General features: G+C 63.7%; 28 protein-coding genes. 19 read left to right on the top strand and 9 right to left on the bottom strand.

The genetic code is table 11. The features are described from left to right. Positions 1-21 precede the first annotated feature (21 nt). The 4 genes from CK222_RS00700 to CK222_RS00685 are packed head-to-tail and all read left to right on the top strand — an operon-like array spanning position 22 to position 3570. A complete protein-coding gene (locus CK222_RS00700; protein WP_095799443.1) occupies positions 22-1128 on the top strand; it encodes a fatty acid desaturase family protein in 1107 nt (368 codons plus the stop codon). Between the two features lie 46 nt (positions 1129-1174). Beyond that, positions 1175-1489 (top strand): MocE family 2Fe-2S type ferredoxin, encoded by a 315-nt coding sequence (locus tag CK222_RS00695; RefSeq protein WP_067002880.1) that lies wholly within the window; start codon positions 1175-1177, stop codon positions 1487-1489. A gap of 16 nt (positions 1490-1505) precedes the next feature. Further along, positions 1506-2723, top strand: coding sequence for an FAD-dependent oxidoreductase (locus CK222_RS00690; RefSeq protein WP_245432939.1), 1218 nt, complete (start codon positions 1506-1508; stop codon positions 2721-2723). A gap of 37 nt (positions 2724-2760) precedes the next feature. Next, positions 2761-3570, top strand: a complete 810-nt coding sequence (locus tag CK222_RS00685) for a 3-methyl-2-oxobutanoate hydroxymethyltransferase (RefSeq protein WP_095799064.1) — start codon at positions 2761-2763, stop codon at positions 3568-3570. An 18-nt stretch (positions 3571-3588) separates the two neighbouring features. On the opposite strand, the gene CK222_RS00680 is transcribed toward CK222_RS00685, so the two are convergent. The 5 genes from CK222_RS00680 to hslV all read right to left on the bottom strand — a co-directional run bounded on the left by CK222_RS00680 (position 3589) and on the right by hslV (position 7724). Continuing rightward, positions 3589-4548 carry a DUF1402 family protein gene (locus CK222_RS00680; RefSeq protein ID WP_095799063.1) on the bottom strand — a complete coding sequence of 320 codons (960 nt, stop codon included), beginning with the start codon at positions 4546-4548 and terminating at the stop codon, positions 3589-3591. A 129-nt stretch (positions 4549-4677) separates the two neighbouring features. Further along, entirely contained in the window at positions 4678-5988 is a 1311-nt protein-coding gene (gene hslU, locus CK222_RS00675) for an ATP-dependent protease ATPase subunit HslU (RefSeq protein WP_067323891.1), read from the bottom strand. Positions 5989-5993: 5 nt separating this feature from the next. Then, positions 5994-6593, bottom strand: a complete 600-nt coding sequence (locus CK222_RS00670; protein WP_095799062.1) for a DUF2585 domain-containing protein — start codon at positions 6591-6593, stop codon at positions 5994-5996. A 5-nt stretch (positions 6594-6598) separates the two neighbouring features. Beyond that, positions 6599-7162 (bottom strand): GNAT family N-acetyltransferase, encoded by a 564-nt coding sequence (locus tag CK222_RS00665; RefSeq protein ID WP_245432938.1) that lies wholly within the window; start codon positions 7160-7162, stop codon positions 6599-6601. A gap of 10 nt (positions 7163-7172) precedes the next feature. After that, positions 7173-7724 carry an ATP-dependent protease subunit HslV gene (hslV, locus tag CK222_RS00660; RefSeq protein ID WP_067002895.1) on the bottom strand — a complete coding sequence of 184 codons (552 nt, stop codon included), beginning with the start codon at positions 7722-7724 and terminating at the stop codon, positions 7173-7175. A gap of 203 nt (positions 7725-7927) precedes the next feature. On the opposite strand from hslV, the gene hisB reads away from it, so the two are divergent. The 9 genes from hisB (at position 7928) to coaA (ending at position 13701) form a co-directional block, all read left to right on the top strand. Next, the gene (gene hisB, locus CK222_RS00655; protein ID WP_095799441.1) at positions 7928-8527 is read left to right on the top strand and encodes an imidazoleglycerol-phosphate dehydratase HisB; all 600 of its coding nucleotides are present in this window, start codon (positions 7928-7930) and stop codon (positions 8525-8527) included. A 4-nt stretch (positions 8528-8531) separates the two neighbouring features. Next, complete coding sequence (locus tag CK222_RS00650) at positions 8532-9005, top strand: DUF2628 domain-containing protein (RefSeq protein ID WP_067002897.1); 474 nt, start codon at positions 8532-8534, stop codon at positions 9003-9005. Position 9006: 1 nt separating this feature from the next. After that, positions 9007-9657, top strand: a complete 651-nt coding sequence (gene hisH, locus CK222_RS00645) for an imidazole glycerol phosphate synthase subunit HisH (RefSeq protein ID WP_095799061.1) — start codon at positions 9007-9009, stop codon at positions 9655-9657. Next, positions 9658-9954 carry a DUF1330 domain-containing protein gene (locus tag CK222_RS00640; RefSeq protein WP_095799060.1) on the top strand — a complete coding sequence of 99 codons (297 nt, stop codon included), beginning with the start codon at positions 9658-9660 and terminating at the stop codon, positions 9952-9954. After that, complete coding sequence (hisA, locus tag CK222_RS00635; RefSeq protein WP_067323881.1) at positions 9951-10697, top strand: 1-(5-phosphoribosyl)-5-[(5-phosphoribosylamino)methylideneamino]imidazole-4-carboxamide isomerase; 747 nt, start codon at positions 9951-9953, stop codon at positions 10695-10697. Before CK222_RS00640 ends, hisA begins: the two co-directional genes overlap by 4 nt. Then, entirely contained in the window at positions 10694-11533 is an 840-nt protein-coding gene (locus CK222_RS00630; protein ID WP_095799059.1) for an arginase family protein, read from the top strand. Before hisA ends, CK222_RS00630 begins: the two co-directional genes overlap by 4 nt. Beyond that, positions 11530-12324, top strand: a complete 795-nt coding sequence (gene hisF, locus CK222_RS00625; protein WP_164747333.1) for an imidazole glycerol phosphate synthase subunit HisF — start codon at positions 11530-11532, stop codon at positions 12322-12324. The genes CK222_RS00630 and hisF overlap by 4 nt, the downstream gene beginning before the upstream one ends. A gap of 9 nt (positions 12325-12333) precedes the next feature. After that, the gene (locus CK222_RS00620; protein WP_067323877.1) at positions 12334-12657 is read left to right on the top strand and encodes a phosphoribosyl-ATP diphosphatase; all 324 of its coding nucleotides are present in this window, start codon (positions 12334-12336) and stop codon (positions 12655-12657) included. 84 nt (positions 12658-12741) lie between these two features. Further along, positions 12742-13701: a type I pantothenate kinase gene (gene coaA, locus CK222_RS00615; RefSeq protein WP_067002907.1), complete on the top strand. Its 960-nt coding sequence runs from the start codon at positions 12742-12744 to the stop codon at positions 13699-13701. 114 nt (positions 13702-13815) lie between these two features. Here coaA and CK222_RS00610 read toward each other — a convergent pair whose 3' ends face one another. The 4 genes from CK222_RS00610 to CK222_RS00595 all read right to left on the bottom strand — a co-directional run bounded on the left by CK222_RS00610 (position 13816) and on the right by CK222_RS00595 (position 17854). Then, the gene (locus CK222_RS00610; RefSeq protein ID WP_095799057.1) at positions 13816-14940 is read right to left on the bottom strand and encodes a phosphatase PAP2 family protein; all 1125 of its coding nucleotides are present in this window, start codon (positions 14938-14940) and stop codon (positions 13816-13818) included. A gap of 58 nt (positions 14941-14998) precedes the next feature. Then, on the bottom strand, positions 14999-15619 hold the full coding sequence (locus CK222_RS00605; protein ID WP_095799440.1) for an alpha-ketoglutarate-dependent dioxygenase AlkB: 621 nt from the start codon (positions 15617-15619) through the stop codon (positions 14999-15001). Between the two features lie 86 nt (positions 15620-15705). Further along, a complete protein-coding gene (gene arfB / locus CK222_RS00600; protein WP_067002912.1) occupies positions 15706-16143 on the bottom strand; it encodes an alternative ribosome rescue aminoacyl-tRNA hydrolase ArfB in 438 nt (145 codons plus the stop codon). A gap of 100 nt (positions 16144-16243) precedes the next feature. Continuing rightward, positions 16244-17854 (bottom strand): phosphoenolpyruvate carboxykinase, encoded by a 1611-nt coding sequence (locus CK222_RS00595; RefSeq protein WP_095799056.1) that lies wholly within the window; start codon positions 17852-17854, stop codon positions 16244-16246. A 341-nt stretch (positions 17855-18195) separates the two neighbouring features. Here CK222_RS00595 and CK222_RS00590 point away from each other — a divergent pair, with 341 nt between their 5' ends. The 6 genes from CK222_RS00590 (at position 18196) to ahcY (ending at position 23718) form a co-directional block, all read left to right on the top strand. Continuing rightward, positions 18196-18897: a response regulator transcription factor gene (locus tag CK222_RS00590; protein ID WP_006201274.1), complete on the top strand. Its 702-nt coding sequence runs from the start codon at positions 18196-18198 to the stop codon at positions 18895-18897. Positions 18898-19013: 116 nt separating this feature from the next. After that, entirely contained in the window at positions 19014-20798 is a 1785-nt protein-coding gene (locus CK222_RS00585; protein ID WP_095799055.1) for a sensor histidine kinase, read from the top strand. Positions 20799-20823: 25 nt separating this feature from the next. Further along, positions 20824-21285: a serine kinase gene (locus CK222_RS00580; RefSeq protein ID WP_095799054.1), complete on the top strand. Its 462-nt coding sequence runs from the start codon at positions 20824-20826 to the stop codon at positions 21283-21285. Positions 21286-21449: 164 nt separating this feature from the next. After that, on the top strand, positions 21450-21851 hold the full coding sequence (locus CK222_RS00575) for a PTS sugar transporter subunit IIA (RefSeq protein ID WP_095799053.1): 402 nt from the start codon (positions 21450-21452) through the stop codon (positions 21849-21851). Continuing rightward, positions 21848-22144 carry an HPr family phosphocarrier protein gene (locus CK222_RS00570; protein WP_095799052.1) on the top strand — a complete coding sequence of 99 codons (297 nt, stop codon included), beginning with the start codon at positions 21848-21850 and terminating at the stop codon, positions 22142-22144. The genes CK222_RS00575 and CK222_RS00570 overlap by 4 nt, the downstream gene beginning before the upstream one ends. Before the next feature lie 173 nt (positions 22145-22317). Next, positions 22318-23718 carry an adenosylhomocysteinase gene (gene ahcY / locus CK222_RS00565; protein ID WP_095799051.1) on the top strand — a complete coding sequence of 467 codons (1401 nt, stop codon included), beginning with the start codon at positions 22318-22320 and terminating at the stop codon, positions 23716-23718. The last annotated feature ends 97 nt before the right edge of the window (positions 23719-23815 follow it).

The following is a 23815-nucleotide window of genomic DNA, read 5'->3' as shown; positions in this document are numbered from 1 at the left end:
GTGCTGATGGAGGACCCCGCAATGACGGCAATCACGTCTCCGGCGCCGTCCGGACGCGACTACAGCCTGACCGGCCGCGACGCCAAGCGCGCGGTCGAGAACGGTCTTTCGGCGGCCCAGTGGTACCACACCGAGATCCCGCGCAAGCAGATGAAGGAGCTGATGCAGCGCTCCGACCAGCCCGCTATCCGAGACACCATCGTCTGGCTCGGTGCGCTGTTCCTCAGTGGCGCGGGCGGCGCTTGGTTCTGGGGTAGCTGGTGGTGCGTGCCGTTCTTCTTTGCCTATGGCACGCTCTACGGTTCCTCGACCGACTCCCGCTGGCACGAATGCGGTCACGGCACCGCCTTCCGCACCCAATGGATGAACGATGCGGTCTACCAGCTCGCCTGCTTCATGATCATGCGCAATCCGGTGACCTGGCGCTGGAGCCATACACGCCACCACACCGATACCATCATCGTCGGCCGCGACCCGGAGATCGCCGTCATGCGACCGCCGGACCTTTTGCGCGTTGTGCTGAATTTTTTCGGCGTGCTCGATGCTTGGCATGCGATGACCGACATGGTGCGCAATGCCGCCGGCGTCATCAGCGCCGCAGAACAGACCTTCATCCCGGAACAGGAGCAGCCCAAGGCCATCCGCATCGCCCGTATTTGGCTCGCCATCTATGTCGCGACCATCGCGCTGGCGCTCTATCTGCATTCATGGCTGCCGCTGATGCTCGTCGGCCTGCCCCGCCTCTACGGCGCCTGGCATCACGTCATGACCGGGCTGCTGCAGCATGGCGGGCTGGCCGACAATGTCATCGACCATCGGCTGAACAGCCGCACCGTCTACATGAACCCGATCAGCCGGTTCATCTACTGGAACATGAACTACCATGTGGAGCACCACATGTTCGCGATGGTGCCCTACCACGCGCTGCCCAAGCTGCATGAGCTGATCAAGCACGATTTGCCGGCGCCGACGCCGTCGATCCTGGCCGGCTACCGCGAGATGATCCCGGCCTTCCTGCGCCAGCTGCGCAACGAGGATTACTTCCTCAAGCGCGAGCTGCCGCCGACGGCAAAGCCCTACCGGGAAGAGCTCCACAACGACAATCCGGTAGCGGCCGCGGCCGAGTGACCGGATCCGACACAACCGACAACGAAGAATTTCGCCGGAGGACGACATGAGCGACTGGGTCGAGGCCTGCGCGGCCGGAGACATCGACGAGGAGGACGTAATGCGGTTCGATCATGCCGGCCGCACCTACGCCATCTATCGCAGCCCGGAGGACGAGTATTACGCGACCGACGGCCTGTGCTCGCATGAGAAAGTGCATCTGGCCGATGGGCTGGTGATGGACGACATCATCGAGTGTCCAAAACACAATGGCCGCTTCAACTACAAGACCGGCGACGCGCGCGGGGCGCCGGTCTGCGTCAATCTCAAGACCTATCCGGTCAAGGTCGACGCTGGCAAAGTTCTCATTCAGCTTGGGTGACGGGATGGCGGGAGGAATGGTCATCATCGGCGCCGGCGAGTGCGGCGGTCGTGCCGCGCTTACCCTGCGCGACCTTGGTCATGAAGGGCCGGTGACGCTGGTCGGCGACGAGCCGCATCTGCCCTATGAACGGCCGCCGCTGTCGAAGGAGGCGATGACCAGCGAGGCGCTCCTCATCAAGGCGATCGCCAGCGACGAGCTTTTGGCCGAACGCTCGATCCGCCACATCCATTCCGTTCGGGCCGTCGCGATCGACCGCGCCGCGCATCTCGTGCGCCTCTCCGACGGCTCTTCGCTTGGCTATGGCAAGCTGCTGCTCGCGACCGGGTCCGTGCCGCGCAAGCTGCCGATGCCTGGTCTGGGCGGCCGCTGCGTTTATCTCAGGACCTTCAACGACGCGCTCGCGATCCGCGCCCATCTTAAGCCGGAGAACCGCGTCGCCATCATCGGCGGCGGTTTCATCGGCCTCGAGCTTGCCGCTTCGGCGCGCAAGCTAGGCGCCACGGTCACGGTGCTGGAGGCGCAGCCGCGCATCCTGATGCGCGGCGTGCCGGCCGAGGTCGCGGAAATCATTCACAAGGCGCATCAGGCCGAAGGCGTCAAGGTGCTTACCGGCCAAGGCATCACGGCGATTGCCGACGACGGCACGCAAGTTCGCATCACGCTTGCCGACGGGCAGGAAATCGTCGCCGATCTTGCCGTGATCGGCATCGGCGCCGTGCCGGTGACGGCGCTCGCCGCCGAAGCAGGACTTGCGATCGACAACGGTATCGCCGTCGATGAGAACCTTTGCACCGCGGATCCGGATGTTTTTGCCGCCGGCGACTGCTGCTCGTTCCCGCTCGCCGTCTATGGCGGCCGGCGCGTGCGGCTGGAAGCCTGGCGCAACGCGCAGGAGCAGGGCGCGCTCGCCGCGAAGAACATGCTGGGCGCCAACGAGGCGCATGCCGCGGTGCCGTGGTTCTGGTCGGATCAATATGGGCTCACGCTGCAGATCGCCGGGCTTTCGGACGAAGGCCGCTCGACCGTACGGCGCGACCTCTACGACGGCGCCTTCATTCTGTTCCACCTGGCCGAGGACGGCAGGCTGGTCGCCGCCAGCGGCATCGGGCCCGGCAATGCGGTGGCGCGCGACATACGGTTGGCCGAGATGCTGATCGCGAAGCGGGCGACGCCCGCGCCTGAGGCGCTCGGCACGCAATCGGTCAAGCTGAAGTCGCTGCTGGCGGCATAGGCCCGAGTAATCGCTGGAAACGAGGGGATCCACGGACATGGCACGCAACAGACCGACCGTCGCCGATTTGCAATTGCTGAAGGGCAAGCGCCAGCTTTCGAAGCTGCGCGTTTTCTCGCTGGAGGAGGCCGAGGCCGCCGAGCGTGCCGGCATCGACATCATCTCGGTCCCCTATGATCTTATCTTCGATCCGCGTTTTCGCGACGCCGCGCCCACCTGCTTTGCCATTCCCGGCGACGAACGCATCAAGCTGGGCGCAACCACCGACGAGATCCTGCGCATGGCGGTGAAGCTGCGCGCGGCCAGCGCCGACGCCATGTATTGCGCGGCCAGCCTGCAGACCATCCGCCGGCTGCGCGACGAGCACATTCCGGTCTGCGGTCACGTCGGACTGATCCCGGCGCATGCGACCTGGACGGGCGGCTTCAAGGCGGTCGGCAAGACGGCCGAAAGTGCCGCCTTCGTCTGGAAGCAGGTCAAGGACCTTGAAGCCGCCGGCGCCTTCGCCGCCGAGATCGAAGTTGTGCCGGCCCCGGTTGCAAGCGCGATCTCGCGGCGTACATCGCTGATCATGATCTCGATGGGCGCCGGCGCCGGCTGCGATGCGCAATATCTGTTCGCGGAAGACGTGCTCGGCAGCAATCGCGGCCATTATCCGCGCCATGCCAAGCGGTACCGCGACTTCGCGGCGGAGTTCGACCGCCTGCAGAGCGAGCGCATCGCGGCCTTCCGCGAATATGCCGACGATATCCAGGCGGGCGCCTATCCAGAGCCGCGGCACATGGTCGAGGCGGATGCCGACGAAATGCGCAAGTTCGAGGCGTTTCTCGCCTCGGAAGGCTACTGAGCCACCCGGCTCAGCCGGCTAGAACAGCGTCTTCAGCTCGTCCAGCTTGTCGTTGACCAGCCAGCCGTAATAATTCTCCTCGGGCAGCTTTTCCGCTTCCCCGGCGGCGCGACGCTTCTCGTTCTCCTCCTCCAACGCATAGGCGCGCTGCTCGGGGTTGCCGACATTGTAGAGCGTGGCGGTCAGGCCCGGATTGTGCGAGATGTCGAAGCCGGCGATGCTGTTGTAGGCGTCGATCGACTTCCTGATGGTCGCAGCGACGTAAGGCAGCGTGAGGTCGGGATCCATGATGGTCTTGTAGACCGTGTTCGGATCATTGACGTCGAGCTCGGGCAGGCCGGAGACCTTGTGCACGAGATCGCTCATCTGCAGCGCCGTCAGCGGGTTGAGCTGGCCGAGTCCGAAAGTCTGGCCGGCATAGTAGGGTTGGAAGAAAGTGGCTCCGAAGCGGTCGTTGGGGAAGCTGGTCCCGCCGACGGTCTTGCCGCGGAAGGAATGGTTCCACACCTGCTCGCGGCATTCCCAGAGATCGTAGCTGTCGGTTATGCCGGCGCATTTCTGGAATTGCGGCCGCTCAACGAAATCGCTGACGTCCTCCCCTTCATAAGCAAAGGTGAGCTTGCTCGACAGGTAGGACATTGCCTTGACGTAATAGGTCTGCAGCCGATCATAGGCGTCGACATTGTAGGTGTGCTCGCCGACGATGGCGCCGACGATGTGCATCGGATCGATGTCGTAGGCGGCCGCCACTTTCCTGATCTTGGCGCGCAGCTCGGCATCGTTCTGCAAGAGCGCGTAGACCTTGCGATACTTGGCCTGGAAGGTGGTGTTGGTGGCCTGGGTGCGCCGGCTGGAAGCGCCGGGAATATCCGGCTGCACGCTGTTGCGATTGCCCGGCGGCACCATGGTCGCCGCGTCCGCCGTTGCCACCGCCGCGGCCAATGCCAGCCCAACAAAAAGAAGTATGCGTTTCTTCATCCACCGCCGCCTTCAACTCGGCGGCAAACTAGGTAAAGCGCGTAGGAGAGTCGAGACGAGGCAAGCTTCCGACGGGACGAAAGGTGGCCAGATGGTACCATCTGGCCACACATCGCCGGGCTTCGCCCGTTAGAGGATGAACCGCGACAGGTCGGTGTTGCGCGAGAGATCGCCGACATGCTTCTGCACGTAGTCGGCATCGATGGTGACCGCCGTGCCGTGGCGGTCCGGCGCGTCGTAGGAAATCTCGTCCAGCACCCGTTCCATCACCGTCTGCAGGCGTCTGGCGCCGATGTTCTCGACATTGGCGTTGAGGTCGACGGCAATGCCGGCGAGCGAATCGATGGCGTCGTCGGTGAAGGCCAACTCGACGCCTTCGGTCTTCATCAGCGCAATATACTGCTTGATGAGGCTGGCCTCCGTTTCGGTGAGGATGCGGACGAAATCCTGCTTCTCCAGGGCACGCAATTCGACCCGGATCGGCAAGCGGCCCTGCAGCTCCGGAAGCAGGTCCGAAGGCTTGGAGACGTGAAACGCGCCCGAGGCGATGAAAAGAATATGGTCCGTCTTGATCGGCCCGTATTTCGTCGCAACGGTGGTGCCTTCAACCAGCGGCAGCAGATCGCGCTGAACGCCTTCACGCGAGGGACCGCCCGAAATGTCGCTCCTGGCCGCGATCTTGTCGATCTCGTCGAGGAACACGATGCCGTCATTCTCCGTCGATTCCAGCGCCTGGCGAACCACCTCGTCCTGGTCGAGCAGCTTGTCGGACTCGTCATTGATCAGTAGCGCGTAGGATTCCTTCACCGTCGTCTTGCGGGTCTTGGTCTTCCTGCCGCCCATCGCCTTCGACAGCATGTCGTTGATGTTGAGCACGCCGATATTGGCGCCCGGCATGCCGGGGATCTCGAAGCCCGGCATACCGCCGGTGCCGGTGTCCGCCACCTCGATCTCGATCTCCTTGTCGTCGAGCTCACCGTCGCGCAGCCGCTTGCGGAAGCTGTCGCGCGTGGCCGGGCTCGCGGTCTTGCCGACCAAAGCTTCGAGCACGCGCTCTTCGGCATTGATGTGAGCGCGCGCCTTGACGTCCTCACGCATCTTCTCGCGCGTCAGCCCGATGGCGACCTCGACGAGATCGCGCACGATCTGCTCGACGTCGCGGCCGACATAGCCGACCTCGGTGAACTTGGTGGCCTCGACCTTGACGAAAGGCGCGCCGGCCAGCCGCGCCAGCCGGCGCGAGATCTCGGTCTTGCCGACGCCGGTCGGGCCGATCATCAGGATGTTCTTGGGCATCACCTCTTCGCGCATCTGGCCCTCCAGCTGCTGGCGGCGCCAGCGGTTGCGCAAGGCGATCGCCACGGCGCGCTTGGCGTCTTTCTGGCCGATGATGAAGCGGTCGAGTTCCGAAACGATTTCGCGGGGAGAAAAGGTGCTCATGTTACTCAAATTCCACTTTGCCACTGCCTGATGGACTCGAACGGATGCAGCAGCATGATCACGTTGAGCGTCAGATTGTCCCGGATGATGTAGCCCGTGCCGAATTCGAAAATGAGCGCCAGAGCCACGATCATCCATATAGGGAGCTTTCGCGCCATCACAAATCCGAGCGCCATGAACAGCGTGTCGGACACCGAATTGATGATGCTGTCGCCGTAGTAGTTGAGGGAGATGGTGCCGGCGCGGTAGCGGTCGATGATGAAGGGGCTGTTCTCCAGGAGTTCCCAGCCGCCTTCGATGAGGACGGCGAAAGCCAGCCTCAGCCCGACGGGCGAGCGCGGGAACAGAGCCCAGGCCAGCGCATAGAACAGGAAGCCGTGGATGATGTGCGAGAAGGTGTACCAGTCGGCGATGTGCTGGGAATTCTCCGAGCTGTTCACCACACCGTGCCAGAGCTTGACGTAGCCGCAGGTGCAGATCGGCGGATGGCCCATGCCGTAGAGAATGCCGGCCTGGAACACGACGAGAGCCAGCACCAGCAGCAGCCCCATGCGCCAGCTGTCTTCATAGGCCGAAAGTGCCTTGTCTCCCCCGGATGCGGTCATTGTGATCAGTCCCCCTCTTGTTGGTCGCCTTCGGCCGCATCGACGGCCATCAGCACGACGTCCCCATATTCCGAATGCCTGCGGCCGATCGGCCTGAAGCCGGCCTTTTCATAGGCGCGGATGGCGCGGCCATTGCCGGGATGCGGATCGATGACGACACGCGGCGCGCCTTCCTCGAACAGTTCCGCGACGAACTGGCGGACGATGGCCGAGCCGTGGCCGATGCCGACCAGGTCCGGCGGCCCGATCGACAGATCGATACCCAGCGTGCCGAATGGCTGGTCGGCGTAAGGATGGTTGTCCTCGAGATGCGGATCGTAGCTCTGCAGATAGGCGATCGGCTTGCCGCCCAATTCGACGATCAGCGGCTCCACCGAAACCGACCCGATATGCTCGCGTATCTCGGCGATCTCCTTTTCCGGATCGCCCCACCATTCGGCGATATGCGGCTCGGCAAGCCAGCGGGCGATCATCGGCAGATCCTTTTGGGTGATCGGCCGAAAATCGTAGCTGTCTTCCTGTTCGACCATGATCTGTTCCAGAAGCCGATTCCCATTTTTCGGGATCATGGCCGGCCGCCTAGGCGGCATCGAGCGTTTCGACGACGAAGCTGCTGTTGGTGTAGACGCAGATGTCGGCGGCGATCTGCATCGCCCTGCGGGCGATCTCCTCGGCGTCCTTGTCGGTGTCCATCAGCGCGCGGGCGGCGGCGAGCGCGTAGTTGCCGCCGGAGCCGATGGCCATGACGCCATGTTCCGGCTCGAGCACGTCACCGGTGCCGGTCAGCGCCAGCGAGACCGACTTGTCGGCGACCAGCATCATCGCTTCCAGGCGGCGCAGATAGCGGTCGGTGCGCCAGTCCTTGGCGAGCTCGACGCAGGCGCGGGTCAGTTGGTCAGGATATTGTTCGAGCTTGGCTTCGAGGCGTTCGAGGAGGGTGAAGGCGTCGGCGGTGGCGCCGGCAAAACCGGCAATGACACTGCCGCCCTTGCCGATGCGGCGCACCTTGCGGGCGTTGCCCTTCATGATGGTCTGGCCAAGACTGACCTGGCCGTCGCCGGCGATGACAACCTTGCTGCCCTTGCGCACGGTGACGATGGTCGTGGCGTGCATGGTCAGTTCATTCGACATTTCCTGCTCCGAGTCGCGCTATCCCTCAAAGGCGATTGGCGCGGTACGAGTGACTTTGATCGGCCATATGTATGCATAGGGCGAGTTATTGCAAACCGTCCGCGGCAAGGCCGATACAGTCCGGAATGGCAACTGGCAATCGCCGGATCATGCTGATAGAAGGCTCTCGTTTTCAAGCCCGCGCCTCTGAACAGGACAGACTGATGCCGCCCCGTTCCGCAGAAATCAGCCGCAAGACCAAGGAAACCGAGATTTCCGTATCGGTCCATGTCGACGGCACGGGTAAATCCGACATTTCGACGGGTGTCGGCTTCTTCGACCACATGCTCGATCAGCTGTCGCGCCATTCGCTGATCGACATGACGATCGAGGCCAAAGGCGATCTTCACATCGACGACCATCACACGGTCGAGGATACCGGCATTGCCATCGGCCAGGCTCTGAGCAAGGCTTTGGGGGAGCGGCGCGGCATCATGCGCTTTGCCTCGATCGAGCTCGCAATGGACGAGACGCTGACCCGGGCGGCGATCGACGTTTCCGGCAGGCCGTTCCTGGTCTGGAACGTTTCCTTCTCGTCGCCGAAGATCGGCACATTCGACACCGAGCTGGTGCGCGAATTCTTCCAGGCGCTGGCGCAGAATGCCGGCATAACGCTGCATGTGACCAACCACTACGGCGCCAATAACCATCATATCGCGGAAACCTGCTTCAAGGCCGTGGCCAGGGCGCTGCGCGTGGCGCTGGAGCCTGACCCGCGCCAGCCCGATGCGGTGCCGTCCACCAAGGGATCCCTGAAAGGATAACCCTATGGCCATCTATGTCGTGATGGAGCCGCCTGCGGGGGGCAACGAGAAGGACGCCGCCCTGGTGCGCGACAGCTTCACCTGGCTCGGTTTCCTGTTCTCGCCGATCTGGCTCGCCTGGCACCGCCTCTGGATCGAGGCCCTGCTCACCTTCGCCGCCATGGCGGCGTTGTCCATGCTCGGCGAGAAACTCAGGCTTGAATGGGCTGGATCGGCGCTCTCGCTGCTGGTGTCGCTCTATATCGGCTTCGAAGGCCAGGCCCTGCGGATCGCGGCGCTCCGCCGCCGCGGCTGGCGGGAATGGGGCGTCGTCGAGGCCGGCAGGCTCGGCGATGCCGAGGTCCGTCACGCGCTTGAAGCCAGCGAGCGCACGCAGGAACAGGCGCCGATGCCGCACATCGTGCCCGACACCAACCTGGCGCGGCCGGCGCAGACGGGCATGGCGCTGGGGCTGACCCATACGCCGGGAAGGCCCTGACATGCGGGTAGCGATCATCGACTATGGGTCGGGCAATCTGCGCTCGGCCACCAAGGCCTTCGCGCGCGCCGCGCATGAGGCGGGCATCGCCGCGACCATCGATCTCACCGCCGACGCCGAGCGGGTGCGCAGCGCCGACCGCATCGTCCTGCCGGGCGTCGGCGCCTATGCCGACTGCGCGGCCGGCCTGCATGCCGTCCCCGGCATGTGGGAAGCGGTGGAAGAGGCGGCGCTTCGCAAAGGGCGGCCGTTCCTCGGCATCTGCGTCGGCATGCAATTGATGTCGGAACGCGGGCTGGAAAAGACCGTCACCGAGGGTTTTGGCTGGATTGCCGGCGACGTCAAGGAAATCACGCCGAAGGATCCGGCACTAAAGATCCCGCAGATCGGCTGGAACACGATCGAGCTCGCGCGCAAGCATCCGCTGTTTTCGGGCATCGAGACCGGTCCGAAAGGGCTGCACGCCTATTTCGTCCATTCCTACCACCTGGAGGCGAGGAACCCGGCCGAGGTGCTGGCGACGGCCGACTATGGCGGGCCGGTGACGGCGGCCGTTGCCCGCGACAACTTTGCCGGCACGCAGTTCCATCCCGAGAAAAGCCAGGCGCTCGGCCTGGCGCTGATCACCAATTTCCTGAATTGGAGGCCCTGAATGAGCAAGAAGGGCTACTGGATCGCCATGATCGATGTCCGCGACCCGGACACCTACAAGAAATACATCGAGGCCAACGCGAAGGCCTTCGCCAAATTTGGCGCGAAGTTTGCTGTTCGGGCCGGCCGCCATACCGACCCGGAGGGAGCAACGGGAAACCGCCATGTCGTGGTGGAGTTCGATTCTTACGACAGGGCGCTCGCCTGCTATCAGTCGCCCGAGTACCAGGAAGCCTTGAAACTCCGGCTGGCGGCATCGACCGGCCACTTCGCCATCGTCGAGGGCGCCTGGTCGTGATCCTGTTTCCGGCAATAGACCTCAAGGACGGCAAATGCGTGCGCCTGAAGCACGGCGACATGGCGACCGCCACCATCTACAACGATGACCCGGCGGCCCAGGCACGAGCCTTCGAAGAGCAAGGCTTCGAATGGCTGCACGTCGTCGACCTCAACGGCGCCTTCAAGGGCCAGAGCGTCAATTCCGCCGCGGTCGGCGCCATCCTCGAGGCGACGAAGAACCCGGTGCAGCTCGGCGGGGGCATCCGCACGCTGGCGCAGATCGAGGACTGGCTGGACCGCGGGCTGGCGCGAGTCATCCTCGGGACCGTGGCGGTGCGGGAGCCCGAACTGGTGAAGGAGGCATGCAGGACCTTTCCCGGCAAGGTAGCAGTCGGCATCGACGCCAAGGGCGGCAAGGTGGCGGTCGAGGGCTGGGCCGAAGCCTCGGAACTCGGCGTCATCGAATTGGCGAGGAAGTTCGAAGGTGCGGGCGTGGCCGCCATCATTTACACCGACATCGACCGCGACGGCGTGCTCTCCGGCATCAACTGGGATGCCACCATCGACCTTGCCGAGGCGGTGTCGATCCCGGTGATCGCTTCCGGCGGATTGGCCTCCATCGCCGACATCGTGCGCATGACCATGCCCGATGCGAAGCGCCTGGAGGGTGCGATCTCCGGTCGCGCGCTCTATGACGGGCGCATCGACCCGGCGGAGGCGCTCGCCATCCTGCGCGGCAACAACGCGGAGGCACGAGCGTGAACATCTCGATCATCCTGGCGTCCTATGACAGCGGCCACTTTCACGGCCGCTGTGGCCAAGGCCCCGATGCGCTGATCTCCGGCGGGCTGGCCGAGGCGCTGAAGCTTGCCGGTCACGACGTCGAGGTGCGCGACATCGGCAAGGTCGTCGAGGACGAGCAGGAGCGCGAGATCGGCACGGGATTTGCCGTCTGCAACGTCGTTTCGGGCGAGGTCCGCATCGCGCTGGACAATGGGCGCTTTCCCATCGTTCTGGCCGGCAATTGCCTGACCAGCGCGGGCGCGGTGGCCGGTGAAGGCGCGGACGCCATCATCTGGGCCGACCAGCATGGCGACCTCAACACGCCGGAAACCTCCACCTCCGGCTTTCTCGACGGCATGGCGCTGGCAACGGCGCTTGGATTGTGCTGGCGGCGCATGGCGGCGCAGATTCCCGGCTTCAAGCCGATCGAGCCGGCCCGCTGTGTCCTGGTCAACGCACGCGACCTCGATACGGCCGAGAAAGAGCTTTTGGAGAAGCTGCCGATCATTCGCACCGAGTGTCCGGACTGGGCAGCCGCCGCGGCGAAGCTGAAGGCCACGGGTGCCGAGCGCATTCACATGCATGTCGACCTCGACGTGCATGATCCGGAAAAGCTGCAGGCCAATCGTTACGCAACGCCTGGCGGCCCGGCGCCGGAGCAGGTCCGCACCGCGATGTGCGGCCTTGCCGGCCCGCTCAGCATCGCCGGACTTACCATTTCCGCCTACGATCCGGCGTTCGACCCGAAGGGCGAGGTGCCGCCGCAGGTCGGCGAGCTGGTGGTCGACCTTTTGTCGACCATGGAGGGGCGCTGATGCTGAAAGCCCGCGTCATTCCCTGTCTCGACGTCAAGAACGGCCGCGTGGTCAAGGGCGTCAATTTCGTCGACCTGGTCGATGCCGGCGATCCGGTCGAGGCGGCCAAGGCCTATGACGCGGCGGGCGCCGACGAGCTCTGCTTCCTCGACATCACCGCATCGTCCGACAATCGCGAGACGATCTTCGACGTGGTCGCCCGCACGGCCGAACAATGTTTCATGCCGCTCACCGTCGGCGGCGGCGTGCGCCAGGTGGCCGACATACGAAGGCTGCTTCTGGCCGGCGCCGACAAGGTATCGATCAACACGGCGGCGGTGAAGAACCCGGATTTCGTCGCGGAGGCTGCCGACAAGTTCGGCAACCAGTGCATCGTCGTCGCCATCGACGCCAAGAAAGTATCGGCTGCCGGCGAGGCCGACCGCTGGGAGATCTTCACGCATGGCGGGCGCGAGAAGACCGGCATCGACGCGGTCGAGTTCGCCAAGAAGATGGTCGATCGCGGCGCCGGCGAGATCCTGCTGACCTCGATGGACCGCGACGGCACCAAGGCCGGCTACGATATCGCGCTGACCCGCGCGATCGCCGATGCCGTGCGTGTGCCGGTCATCGCTTCGGGCGGCGTCGGCACGCTTGATCACATGGTGGAAGGCATCCGCGATGGCCATGCCGCCGCCGTTCTTGCCGCCTCGATCTTTCATTTCGGCACCTACACCATCGCCGAGGCCAAGGCGCATATGGCGGGCGCCGGCCTGCCGATGCGGCTGGACTCGACCGTTCATCGGACTTAAACCACTGCTATGGCTCAATTTTCACTCGCCGAGCTGGAAACGATAATTCATCAGCGCGCCCATTCCGGTGATCCGGAGTCATGGACGGCGAAATTGTTCGCCAAGGGCATGGACAAGGCGGCGCAGAAGCTCGGCGAGGAAGCGGTCGAGGCTGTGATCGCCGCCGTTCGCGGCGACCGGCAGGCCCTCGTTTCGGAAAGCGCCGATCTTCTATATCATTGGCTGGTCGTCCTCGCGATCGCGGGCATTCCGCTGGAGGACGTGCTGAAGGAGCTCGAGGGCCGCACCGGCCGCTCGGGCGTCGCTGAAAAGGCGTCCCGGCCCCGGGGCTGACCGCTAAAGACGGATAGAGCATGATGTCGTCCGAAAACCGCTCCACACTTTTCGGCATCATGCTCTAGGAGGGCAGGAGACTCGATGGACCAGCTTGCTCCGACCGAGAAATACTCCCCCTTTCGTTTCTTCTCGGCCGAGCAATGGTCGCAGTTCCGCGCCGACACGCCGCTCACGCTGACCGAGGACGAGATCGACCGGCTGCGTTCGCTCAATGACCCGGTCGACCTCGAAGAGGTCAAGCGCATTTATCTTTCGCTTTCCCGTCTGCTTTCGGCGCATGTCGAGGCGAGCCAGCTGCTGTTCAGGCAGCGCCAGGCCTTCTTCAACGCGCAGGACGTCGTCAAGACGCCGTTCATCATCGGCATCGCCGGCTCGGTCGCCGTCGGCAAATCGACCACCGCTCGCGTGCTCAAGGAATTGCTGGCGCGCTGGCCGTCGAGCCCGAAGGTCGATCTCATCACCACCGACGGCTTCCTCTTGCCGAACGAGATCCTGCGCCGCAACAATCTGATGGAGCGCAAGGGCTTTCCAGAAAGCTACGACGTCGGCGCCCTGCTCCGCTTCCTTTCCGGCATCAAGTCGGCGCAGCGCGACGTCCGGGCCCCCGTCTACTCGCACCTGACCTACGACGTCATTCCGGGCGAGTTCGTCACCATCGACAGGCCGGACATTTTGATCTTCGAAGGCATCAATGTTTTGCAGCCGGGCAAGCTGCCGAAGGACGGCAAGATCGTGCCGTTCCTGTCGGATTTCTTCGACTTCGCCATCTATATCGATGCCGACGAGAAGCTGATTCACCAGTGGTACACCCAGCGCTTCATGCGACTGCGCGAGACTGCCTTCCGCAACCCGGACTCCTTCTTCCACCGCTATTCGCAGCTGTCGGAGGATGCCGCCCGCGCCATCGCCGAGGGCCTGTGGAGCAACATCAACCTGAAGAATTTGCGCGAGAACATCCTGCCGACCAGGGCGCGCGCCGACCTCATCCTGCGCAAAGGCGCCAACCACCTGGTCGAAGAGGTGGCATTGCGGAAACTCTGATCGAATCCGGCGGACCGGCGCCTAAAGCGCATGGCCCTGGCGTCGATTCAGGCGACGCGCTTTCAAATTAGTCTTTGTTCTTAGTCGGCGGCAGCTTCGATAAGGAGCCGGGTCTCAGCAGACCGTAGCGGCCGCCACGGGACGGTTGACGGCTCCGATTGGCATGTTCGGCACGAGGCGACGGTCCGCGGGGATCAGCTTGCGAGCGACGATGTAAATCACAGACACGACGATGACGGCGACATAGCTGTCTATTGCATAGTGCCATGCCAGATAGACCGAGCTGACAGCAACAAAGGCCACGTAGAGCAGAGCGAAGGCGCCGAGGAGGCGGCTGTATTCGCGCACGAACAATGCATTGAGCATTGCAAGGCCGACGTGAACGCTGGGAAACGCCGAGATACCCGTGGCAAAACCGGTCTGCTTGGCCTCATACAGCGACCATAGATACTGCTGGTAGGCGGCCGCGGAGTTGCTTGACCCAGCCCCGCGGGCCAGGAATGCAAGCTGTTCACCAAATCGCGCCGTGTCTCCCGTGACCGCGCCGTAAAATGCCGGACCCGCCGAGAGGAACAGCGCCGCCAGGATGTTCCCGACCAGGATCCAGACTGCCATAAAGCAGGCGAGATAGCGCGTTCGGACCGATGCCACCATGGGCGATGTCGCGACGAAGAACAAGCCGACGAAATTCAGCAGAAACCAGAAGACGTTGTAGTTCCATTCTATTATGGCGCGCACCAGATCGCTTTCGGCCACAGAGTAGAGCCATCGCCACGGATCGGCGCCCAAATGGAGGAAAGCGTCGATGTCCGCGTGCAGGACATCGAATTGAAAACCGCCTTGCCAGGCCGACATTCCGTTTTTCACGGAAGTGAAATTGCCCTGAAAGATCATGAGCGCCATCAGAAGGCACAATCCCGATAGCGAATATGCCAACCGCCCGGTCGAAAACACTCTTTTCGCAACCAAACGTCGCCGGGAATTGAAGCGATGCATAATGAGAATTGCGTCGGCAAGGATTGCTATTGTGGGCAGTGCGAATCCGTTGAGGGAAATCCAGGACCCGAAATATATCGAGAACGCGAGGCGGTCGGCCGCGCCAATCGCGTTCAGAAAGATCAGCCCGGCCAAAACATAAATGACGATGGCCAGATAAAGGCCCGAATCCCTCCGAACGAGTTGGGCTGCCTCCGTGACGATTGCCCACAGGCCGCGGAGGACCGAATAGCTTTCCGTCATTGCCGAGCCCCAAGCTGCAATAGCTGCCCGTCTTTATGAGGAAAACTTCTAGATTTCGTTAGCTTGCGGGCACCGTTACCCGCCGCAGCGTCAGATTGATACGGCCGCCACTCCTCAACAGCGCCGAGGTCGCTGGGTAGATGCGGTCGACGCCGTGGAAACAGAGGCGTCCCTCGCCGCCAAGCACGACGACATCGCCGCTCTTCAGCCTGAACGATCTCGTGCCGCCTTCGCGCGTGGTGTGACCGACCCGAAACAGGCAGTCGTCGCCGAGCGACACCGAAACGACGGGTGCTGCGAAATCCTGTTCGTCGCGGTCCTGGTGCAGGCCCATCTTGGCCTCGCTCGAATAGAAATTGACGAGGCAGGCTTCCGGGGCGTGCGGACAGGCCGACACCTCGCGCCACACTTTTATCAGGGCTTCGGGGATCGGCGGCCAGGGCTCGCCTGTCACCGGGTGCATCGGCTGGTAGCGATAGCCGCGCTCGCGGTCGGTCACCCAACCGAGCATGCCGCAATTGGTCATGCGCACGCTCATCTCCTTGCCGGTGCGCGGCATGGCCGGCACATAAAGCGGCGCCGCCTGCACGACGCGCCTGATCTCCTCGACCAGAGCCTCCTGCTCCGTGCGCGGCAGATAGCCCGGCATATGGCGAACACCCTTGGGCAGAACGAGCATGACATTCGATCCGATCAGTTCGTCCGAGCATGCCACCGGCAGAACGGCTTCGCGACCCGAAAGCGGCCGTCGTCGGATGTCGGCCCCTAGTCGCTTTCAACCCGGCCGCGCAGCTTCTTCACCGTCGAGCGCCCGGCCTTGGTCTTGAGGCGCCGCTCGACGGCGCCCTTCGAAGGCTTCGTCTTCTTGCGCGGCGGCGGCGGCGGCTCGGCCGCCTTGGCGACCAGTGCCGTCAACCTGGCTCGCGCGTCGGCGCGATTCTGTTCCTGAGTGCGGAAGCGCCCGGCCTCGATGACGATGACGCCATCCTTGGTTGCGCGCTGGCCGGCGAGCTTGATGGCGCGCTCCCGCACCCGCTCCGACAGGCCCGGCGCATTGGCGGCGTCGAAGCGCAGCTGGACGGCGGTCGCCACCTTGTTGACGTTCTGGCCGCCCGGGCCGGAAGAGCGGATGAAATCCTCGTGCAGGTCGTCCGGATGGATGACCGCGTCACTGGCGATGATAATCCTGTCGTCGGCATTCATGCGCACAGTCATGGCGCGGCGGCGGGAAAAAGAAAAGGCCCGGCCAAAGCCGGGCGGCCCGGCCAAAGCCGGGCCCTGGAGGAAGATGTTGGAGCGGCAGCTATTCCGCCGCCTCCTGCAGGCGCGGCGCGGCGCCGCGGATGGCCGCGTCGACATGTGTTTCGAATTTCTCGAAGTTGGCGGCGAACATGTTGACCAGCTTGGAGGCCTGCCGGTCATAGCCCGCCTTGTCGGCCCAGGTCGAGCGCGGATCGAGAATGGCGCCGTCGACGCCCGGCACCGCCACCGGGACCTCGAAGCCGAAATTGGCATCGGTGCGGAATTCGGCGGCATTGAGCGAGCCGTCGAGCGCCGCGCCGAGCAGGGCGCGCGTCACCTTGATCGGCATGCGACGGCCGGTGCCATAGGCGCCGCCGGTCCAGCCGGTGTTGACCAGCCAGCAATCGACGCCATGGCCGGCGATCAGCTCGCGCAGCAGATTGCCGTATTCTGACGGATGGCGCGGCATGAAGGGCGCGCCGAAGCAGGTCGAGAAGGTCGCCTCGGGCTCAGTTATGCCCTTTTCGGTTCCGGCGACCTTGGCGGTATAGCCTGAAAGGAAGTGATACATCGCTTGCGCCGGCGTCAGCCGGGCGATCGGCGGCATGACGCCGAAGGCGTCGGCCGTCAGCATGATGATGTTCTTCGGATGGCCGGCGCGGCCGGTCCTCGAGGCATTGGGAATGTAGTCCAGCGGATAGGCGCAGCGCGTGTTCTCGGTGAGGCTGCCGTCGTCGAAGTCCGGCACGCGGGCGGCGTCGAGAATCACATTCTCCAGCACCGTCCCGAAGCGCTGCGTGGTGGCGAATATCTCGGGCTCCGCCTCGGCCGACAGCCTGATCGTCTTGGCGTAGCAGCCGCCTTCGAAGTTGAAGATGCCGTGCGGCCCCCAGCCGTGCTCGTCGTCGCCGATCAGCGTGCGCGATGGATCGGCCGACAGTGTCGTCTTGCCTGTGCCGGAAAGGCCGAAGAAGACGGCCGCGTCGCCGGCGGGTCCTTCGTTGGCCGAGCAATGCATCGGCATGACGCCTTTTTGCGGCAGCAGGTAGTTCAGCACGGTGAATACCGATTTCTTCATCTCGCCTGCATAGGACGTGCCGCCGATCAGCACGGCCTTGCGGGTGAGGTCGACCGCGATAACCGTCGCCGCGCGGGTGCCGTGGCGGGCCGGGTCGGCGCGGAAGGACGGCAGGTCGATGATCGTCATCTGCGGCACGAAGCGGTCGAGCTCGGCGGCTTGCGGGCGGATCAGGAGATTGCGGATGAACAGCGAGTGCCAGGCGAATTCCGTCACGACGCGAACCGGCAGCTGGAACTCGGCGTCGGCGCCGCCGACGAGATCCTGCACATAGAGATCCTTGGCCGCAGCATGGGCGCGGAAATCGGCGAGGAGCGTCTCGAACTGCGCCGGCGAGATCGCCTTGTTGTTTTCCCACCAGACATGCGGGGCGGTGCTGTCGTCACGCACGACGAACTTGTCCTTCGGCGAGCGTCCGGTGTGCTGGCCGGTCTCGGCAATCAGCGCGCCCTGCGCCGTCAATTTCGCCTCGCCGCGGCGGATCGCTTCCTCATAGAGCTCGGCAGCGCCGAAATTATATCGCACCGTGCCCGTGGTCCTCAGGCCGATCGCGTCAATGGCGCAGTCGGGGTTGCGTTTGCCGGCTTCCGACATCAAATTTCCTCTCCGGATTTTGGCCGCGTCTGACCGGTCATTGCCGGAACGCGCAAGGGACTAGGTAGGGTGAGAACCAGAAAAGGCGAATGATATCAAATCATTAATCGATTTAAAAATTTTGAAAGTTGTTTAAATCGTTTATATGTGCAAAAAATCACAGAGGTTGCCCAAAGGATTGGCAGGCTTCGTTCGTCCAATCCGGTTATGGGTGCGATCGTGTGTAGCGGCAGGCCGCCCGTGACTTCGGACAAGGCCCGTGCCACATTTTGTACCCAATTTGTCCTGCAAAAGCCCTTTCTCGACGACAGAAGGGACCGCTCATGAGGGAGCCGCTTGAAATGGCAACAATCGCGCTTGTCGACGACGACCGAAATATTTTGACTTCGGTGTCGATCGCGCTCGAATCCGAGGGCTACCGCGTCGAAACCTACACCGACGGCGCGTCGGCACTCGAAGGCCTGGCGGCGCGGCCGCCCAATCTCGCCATCCTCGACATCAAGATGCCGCGCATGGACGGCATGGAGCTGTTGCGCCGGATGCGGCAAAAATCCGACTTGCCGGTGATCTTCCTGACGTCGAAGGACGACGAGATCGACGAATTGTTCGGCCTCAAGATGGGGGCCGACGACTTCATCCGCAAACCGTTCTCGCAGCGCTTGCTTGTCGAGCGGGTGCGCGCGGTGCTGCGCCGCACCAGCGCCCGCGAGGCGGCCGCCAAGGCGCCCAGCCAGCAGGCGCGCTCGCTCGAGCGCGGCCAACTGGTGATGGACCAGGAGCGGCACACCTGCACCTGGAAGGGCGAGCCGGTGACGCTGACGGTAACCGAGTTCCTGATCCTGCATTCGCTTGCGCAGCGCCCCGGCGTGGTAAAAAGCCGTGATGCGCTGATGGACTCGGCCTATGATGAGCAGGTCTATGTCGACGACCGCACCATCGACAGCCACATCAAGCGGCTGCGCAAGAAGTTCAAGGCCGTCGATGACGACTTCGAGATGATCGAAACCCTTTACGGAGTCGGGTACCGGTTTCGGGAAGCTTGATATAGTGAATAGTCAATGGTGAATGGTGGATGGTGCGAGCGGCCCACTGGGCTCTATCTAAGCGCCCCATTTTTCCATCCGCCATGCACCATTCACCGGACAGGGACTGCTAGTTGATGGCAGTGGACGCAGAGCGAGGCAGGCGGGCGGGCGCGGCGAAGCGCCCGTCGCGTATCGTGCCTGCATTCCTGTCGAAGATCACGGTGCCGATGCGCCGCTTCCTCGGCCACCACATCTTCTCCAGCCTGACGCGGCGCATCCTGTTTCTCAACCTGGCCGGCCTTGCCGTGCTGGTCACGGGCATCCTCTACCTCAACACCTTCCGCGACGGGCTGATCGACGCCCGCGTCGAAAGCCTGATGACGCAAGGCGAGATCATCGCCGGCGCCATCGCGGCCTCGGCGACGGTCGAGACCGACTCGATCAGCATCGATCCGGAAAAGCTGCTCGAGCTGCAGGCCGGCGAAAGCCTGGGGCCAGGCTCGGACCAGCTCGACAATCTCGACTTCCCGATCAATCCCGAGCGCGTGGCGCCGGTGCTGCGGCGGCTGATCTCGCCGACCCGCACGCGCGCCCGCATCTACGACCGCGACGCGAACCTGCTGCTCGATTCGCGGCATCTCTATTCGCGCGGCCAGATCCTGCGCTACGACCTGCCGCCTGTCGACGACGAGCAGCCCGGCCTATTGGAGCGCGTCGAGAAATTCGTCTTCGACTTCTTCCGCAACAAGGACCTGCCCGTCTATCACGAACAGCCCGGCGGCAATGGCGCGGCCTTCCCCGAAGTGGTCAAGGCGCTGACCGGCAGTCCCTCGACCATCGTGCGGGTAAGCGAGCAGGGCGAGCAGATCGTCTCGGTGGCGGTGCCGATCCAGCGCTTTCGCGCCGTGCTCGGGGTCTTGATGCTGTCCACCGAAGGCGGCGACATCGACAAGATCGTCGCGGCCGAACGCAAGGCCATCCTGCGCGTGTTCGGCATCGCGGCGCTCGTCACGGCCATCCTCTCGCTGCTGCTGGCCTCCACCATCGCCAATCCGCTGCGGCGGCTGTCGGCTGCCGCCGTACGGGTGCGGCGCGGCGTCAAGAACCGCGAGGAGATCCCGGACTTCTCCGACCGTCAAGACGAGATCGGCAATCTGTCGATCGCGGTGCGCGACATGACAAACGCGCTCTATGCGCGCATCGAGGCGATCGAAAGCTTCGCGGCCGATGTCTCGCACGAGCTCAAGAATCCGCTGACCTCGCTGCGGAGCGCGGTCGAAACGCTGCCGCTGGCCAAGAACGACACCTCACGCGCGCGCCTGATGGAAATCATCCAGCACGACGTGAAGCGGCTCGACCGACTGATCACCGATATTTCCGATGCGTCGCGGCTCGATGCCGAATTGGCGCGCGAGGATGCCTCGACGGTCGACCTGAAGAAGTTCATCACCGATCTTGTCGCGGTCTCGCGCGAGACGACGCGCAACAAGAAGTCGGTCGAGATCGAGCTCAAGGTCGCCAAGCTGCCGCAGGGCGTCAAAGGCTATGTCGTCGTCGGCCATGATCTGAGGATCGGCCAGGTCATCACCAACCTGATCGAGAACGCGCGTTCCTTCGTTCCCGAGGAACACGGCCATATCACCATCTCGCTGGCGCGCGCCGGCAAGTTCAACATCGTCACCGTCGACGACAACGGTCCGGGCATCAGAGCCGAAAAGATCGATCGCATCTTCGAGCGCTTCTATACCGACCGGCCCGCCGGTGAGGCCTTCGGCCAGAACTCCGGCCTGGGCCTGTCGATCAGCCGCCAGATCGTCGAAGCGCATGGCGGCACGCTGACGGCGGAAAACATCCCCGGCACCAAGCCGGGCGAGATCAAGGGCGCGCGCTTCGTGGTGACCCTGCCGGCCGAAGGCTGATCTCCGTTCCCAGACAGAAACGATCATGTCCGATCCTGCCGTGAAGCCCGAAAACATCCACGCAACGGCGATCCTGATCGGCGATCGCGGCGTCCTCGTCACCGGGCCGTCCGGCGCCGGCAAGACGACGCTGGCGCTGACGCTGATCGACCATTGCCGGGTGCGCGGGCTGTTTTCGCGACTGATCGGCGACGACAGGCTGCTTGCCGCCCCGCGTCACGGGCGGCTGGTGTGCCGGGCGCCGGCCACCATCGCCGGTCTCGCCGAAGTGCCCGGCTTCATTCCGAGCCCGCTGCCGTTCGAGCCGGGCGGCGTAATCGACCTGCACGTCCGGCTGGTGCCGAAAGAGGAAATGGCCCGCTTCCAGGAAGAAATCAGCGAGCCGGTCGCGGGCTGCCCGGTGCCGCGCATCGATCTTGCCGAGCGCAATGTTGTCACAGGCGTGCCGGCCGTGATGGCGCGGCTGTCGATAGCGCCTTTTTCATGATCCGATCCGGATTTTTTGCTGCAATGCGTCAAAATGGATCGGGCCGTCGCAATTTTGGGCTTGTCAACCGGCCGTGCGTCGACAAGATAGCGCTCCCGCCGCCTGGAATGGTTGGCGAACATAAAATACGCCAGTGAAGCGGCGATGACGGGAGCCACCAAAGAATGATCGGACTCGTGCTCGTGACGCACGGTCAACTCGCCACCGAGTTCCGGCATGCCGTCGAACACGTGGTGGGGCCACAGGACAATTTCGAAACGGTGGCGATCGGCGCCGACGACGACATGGAGAAGCGCCGGGCCGACATCGTCGACGCGGTGGCACGCGTCGACACCGGGGCCGGCGTCATCGTGCTCACCGACATGTTCGGCGGCACGCCTTCCAACCTCGCCATCTCGGTGATGGAATCGGGCCGCACCGAGGTCATCGCCGGCATGAACCTGCCGATGCTGATCAAGCTCTCCTCGGTCCGCAAGGCCGACAACATGGCCGCCGCGCTCGACGAGGCGCAGGCCGCGGGGCGCAAATACATCAACGTCGCCAGCCAGCTTCTGAGCAGCAAATGAACGCCCATGCGCCGGAAAAAGACGAGGTTGTGCGAGAGTTCCCGATCGTCAACCAGCGCGGCCTGCATGCCCGCGCCTCGGCCAAGTTCGTCCAGGTCGCCAGCGGCTTCGACGCAACCATCCATGTCGAGAAGGACGGCGTGAAGGTCGGCGGCACCTCGATCATGGGCCTGATGATGCTGGCGGCAAGCCCCGGCTATTCGATCCGCGTCACCGCCAGCGGTCCGCAAGCCGGTCCGGCCATGGACGCGCTGGAGCAATTGGTCGCCTCGCGCTTCGGCGAGGAAATCTGAAGGTTCGCCGATCGGTGCCGCGCATTGTCTCCAAAGACATGCACGAATAAAGATTTCTTTATATCCCATTGTCGTTTGGCAGCCGATCTGCTAGTCAGGCCGGCAATCCGCGCCCTCCATGCGCCGTCCCGGCGCCGGCGCGCTTTTGAAGACAATCACACCGGAGCACTGCCATGACGGGTAGCAAGGACTATGTGGTCGCCGACATTTCGCTTGCCGGCTGGGGCCGCAAGGAGATCGAGATCGCCGAAACCGAGATGCCGGGCCTGATGGCCTGCCGCGAGGAATTCGGCGACAAGAAGCCGCTCAAGGGCGCGCGCATCACCGGCTCGCTGCATATGACGATCCAGACCGCGGTGCTGATCGAGACGCTGAGAGCGCTGGGCGCCGATATACGCTGGGCCTCCTGCAACATCTTCTCCACCCAGGATCACGCCGCCGCGGCGATCGCCGAGGCCGGCATTCCTGTCTTCGCCATCAAGGGCGAGTCGCTGGAGGACTACTGGGATTACACCGACCGAATCTTCCAGTGGGCCGACGGCGGCACGTCCAACATGATCCTCGACGACGGCGGCGACGCCACCATGTACATCCTGCTCGGCGCGCGCGCCGAGGCGGGTGAGGACGTGCTGTCCAATCCCGGCAGCGAAGAGGAAGAGATCCTGTTCGCCCAGATCAAGAAGCGCATGAAGGCTTCGCCGGGCTTCTTCGCCAAGCAGAAGGAAGCGATCCGCGGCGTCACCGAGGAGACGACCACCGGCGTCAACCGCCTCTACCAGCTGCAGAAGAAAGGCCTGCTGCCCTTCCCGGCGATCAACGTCAACGACTCCGTCACCAAGTCGAAGTTCGACAATAAATACGGCTGCAAGGAATCGCTGGTCGACGGCATCCGCCGCGGCACCGACACGATGATGGCCGGCAAGGTCGCGGTCGTCTGCGGCTATGGCGACGTCGGCAAGGGCTCGTCGGCCTCGCTGCGCGGCGCCGGCGCTCGCGTCAAGGTGACCGAGGTCGACCCGATCTGCGCGCTGCAGGCCGCGATGGACGGCTATGAAGTGGTCACCCTGGAAGACGCAGCCCCCACCGCCGACATCGTCATTACCACCACCGGCAACAAGGACGTCGTCACGCTCGACCATATGCGGACGATGAAGGACATGGTGATCGTCGGCAACATCGGCCACTTCGACAACGAGATCCAGGTGGCGTCTCTGCGCAACCTGAAATGGACCAACGTCAAGCCGCAGGTGGACATGATCACCTTCCCCGACGGCAAGCGGATGATTCTTCTGTCCGAAGGCCGCCTGCTCAACCTGGGCAACGCCACGGGCCATCCGAGCTTCGTCATGTCGGCTTCGTTCACCAACCAGGTGCTGGCTCAGATCGAGCTCTTCACCAAGCACGGCCAGTACCAGAACCAGGTCCATGTGCTGCCCAAGCACCTCGATGAGAAGGTGGCGCGGCTGCATCTCGACAAGCTTGGCGCGCGCCTCACCGAGCTCTCTTCCGAGCAGGCGGCCTATATCGGCGTGACGCCGCAGGGCCCGTTCAAGCCTGAGCACTACCGCTATTAACCAAAACGAAAATATCTACAACATATTGAAGCCGGGTGTTGACTTTCTGCCCGGCTTCATTTTTTGCACCTGTGATTCTTCACGCCGATTCCGGCAG

Origin of the sequence: Mesorhizobium sp. WSM3866 (assembly GCF_002294795.1) — a bacterium.
Classification (GTDB): Bacteria; Pseudomonadota; Alphaproteobacteria; order Rhizobiales; family Rhizobiaceae; genus Mesorhizobium.
This window is presented reverse-complemented; position numbering and strand designations above follow the sequence as displayed.

What these genes read in the sequence shown, in the direction of transcription:
- hisH (WP_095799061.1), top strand. Translation starts at nt 9,007, where the DNA reads ATGCGGGTAGCGATCATCGACTATGGGTCGGGCAATCTGCGCTCGGCC.
- CK222_RS00570 (WP_095799052.1), top strand. Translation starts at nt 21,848, where the DNA reads ATGAACGCCCATGCGCCGGAAAAAGACGAGGTTGTGCGAGAGTTCCCG.
- CK222_RS00605 (WP_095799440.1), bottom strand. Translation starts at nt 15,619, where the DNA reads ATGCTCGTTCTGCCCAAGGGTGTTCGCCATATGCCGGGCTATCTGCCG.
- CK222_RS00690 (WP_245432939.1), top strand. Translation starts at nt 1,506, where the DNA reads ATGGTCATCATCGGCGCCGGCGAGTGCGGCGGTCGTGCCGCGCTTACC.
- CK222_RS00685 (WP_095799064.1), top strand. Translation starts at nt 2,761, where the DNA reads ATGGCACGCAACAGACCGACCGTCGCCGATTTGCAATTGCTGAAGGGC.
- CK222_RS00585 (WP_095799055.1), top strand. Translation starts at nt 19,014, where the DNA reads ATGGCAGTGGACGCAGAGCGAGGCAGGCGGGCGGGCGCGGCGAAGCGC.
- CK222_RS00590 (WP_006201274.1), top strand. Translation starts at nt 18,196, where the DNA reads ATGGCAACAATCGCGCTTGTCGACGACGACCGAAATATTTTGACTTCG.
- CK222_RS00595 (WP_095799056.1), bottom strand. Translation starts at nt 17,854, where the DNA reads ATGTCGGAAGCCGGCAAACGCAACCCCGACTGCGCCATTGACGCGATC.
- coaA (WP_067002907.1), top strand. Translation starts at nt 12,742, where the DNA reads ATGGACCAGCTTGCTCCGACCGAGAAATACTCCCCCTTTCGTTTCTTC.
- ahcY (WP_095799051.1), top strand. Translation starts at nt 22,318, where the DNA reads ATGACGGGTAGCAAGGACTATGTGGTCGCCGACATTTCGCTTGCCGGC.
- CK222_RS00575 (WP_095799053.1), top strand. Translation starts at nt 21,450, where the DNA reads ATGATCGGACTCGTGCTCGTGACGCACGGTCAACTCGCCACCGAGTTC.
- CK222_RS00665 (WP_245432938.1), bottom strand. Translation starts at nt 7,162, where the DNA reads ATGATCCCGAAAAATGGGAATCGGCTTCTGGAACAGATCATGGTCGAA.
- CK222_RS00695 (WP_067002880.1), top strand. Translation starts at nt 1,175, where the DNA reads ATGAGCGACTGGGTCGAGGCCTGCGCGGCCGGAGACATCGACGAGGAG.
- arfB (WP_067002912.1), bottom strand. Translation starts at nt 16,143, where the DNA reads ATGAATGCCGACGACAGGATTATCATCGCCAGTGACGCGGTCATCCAT.
- CK222_RS00680 (WP_095799063.1), bottom strand. Translation starts at nt 4,548, where the DNA reads ATGAAGAAACGCATACTTCTTTTTGTTGGGCTGGCATTGGCCGCGGCG.
- CK222_RS00640 (WP_095799060.1), top strand. Translation starts at nt 9,658, where the DNA reads ATGAGCAAGAAGGGCTACTGGATCGCCATGATCGATGTCCGCGACCCG.
- CK222_RS00620 (WP_067323877.1), top strand. Translation starts at nt 12,334, where the DNA reads ATGGCTCAATTTTCACTCGCCGAGCTGGAAACGATAATTCATCAGCGC.
- CK222_RS00610 (WP_095799057.1), bottom strand. Translation starts at nt 14,940, where the DNA reads ATGACGGAAAGCTATTCGGTCCTCCGCGGCCTGTGGGCAATCGTCACG.
- hisB (WP_095799441.1), top strand. Translation starts at nt 7,928, where the DNA reads ATGCCGCCCCGTTCCGCAGAAATCAGCCGCAAGACCAAGGAAACCGAG.
- hslU (WP_067323891.1), bottom strand. Translation starts at nt 5,988, where the DNA reads ATGAGCACCTTTTCTCCCCGCGAAATCGTTTCGGAACTCGACCGCTTC.
- CK222_RS00700 (WP_095799443.1), top strand. Translation starts at nt 22, where the DNA reads ATGACGGCAATCACGTCTCCGGCGCCGTCCGGACGCGACTACAGCCTG.
- CK222_RS00650 (WP_067002897.1), top strand. Translation starts at nt 8,532, where the DNA reads ATGGCCATCTATGTCGTGATGGAGCCGCCTGCGGGGGGCAACGAGAAG.
- CK222_RS00580 (WP_095799054.1), top strand. Translation starts at nt 20,824, where the DNA reads ATGTCCGATCCTGCCGTGAAGCCCGAAAACATCCACGCAACGGCGATC.
- CK222_RS00670 (WP_095799062.1), bottom strand. Translation starts at nt 6,593, where the DNA reads ATGACCGCATCCGGGGGAGACAAGGCACTTTCGGCCTATGAAGACAGC.
- hslV (WP_067002895.1), bottom strand. Translation starts at nt 7,724, where the DNA reads ATGTCGAATGAACTGACCATGCACGCCACGACCATCGTCACCGTGCGC.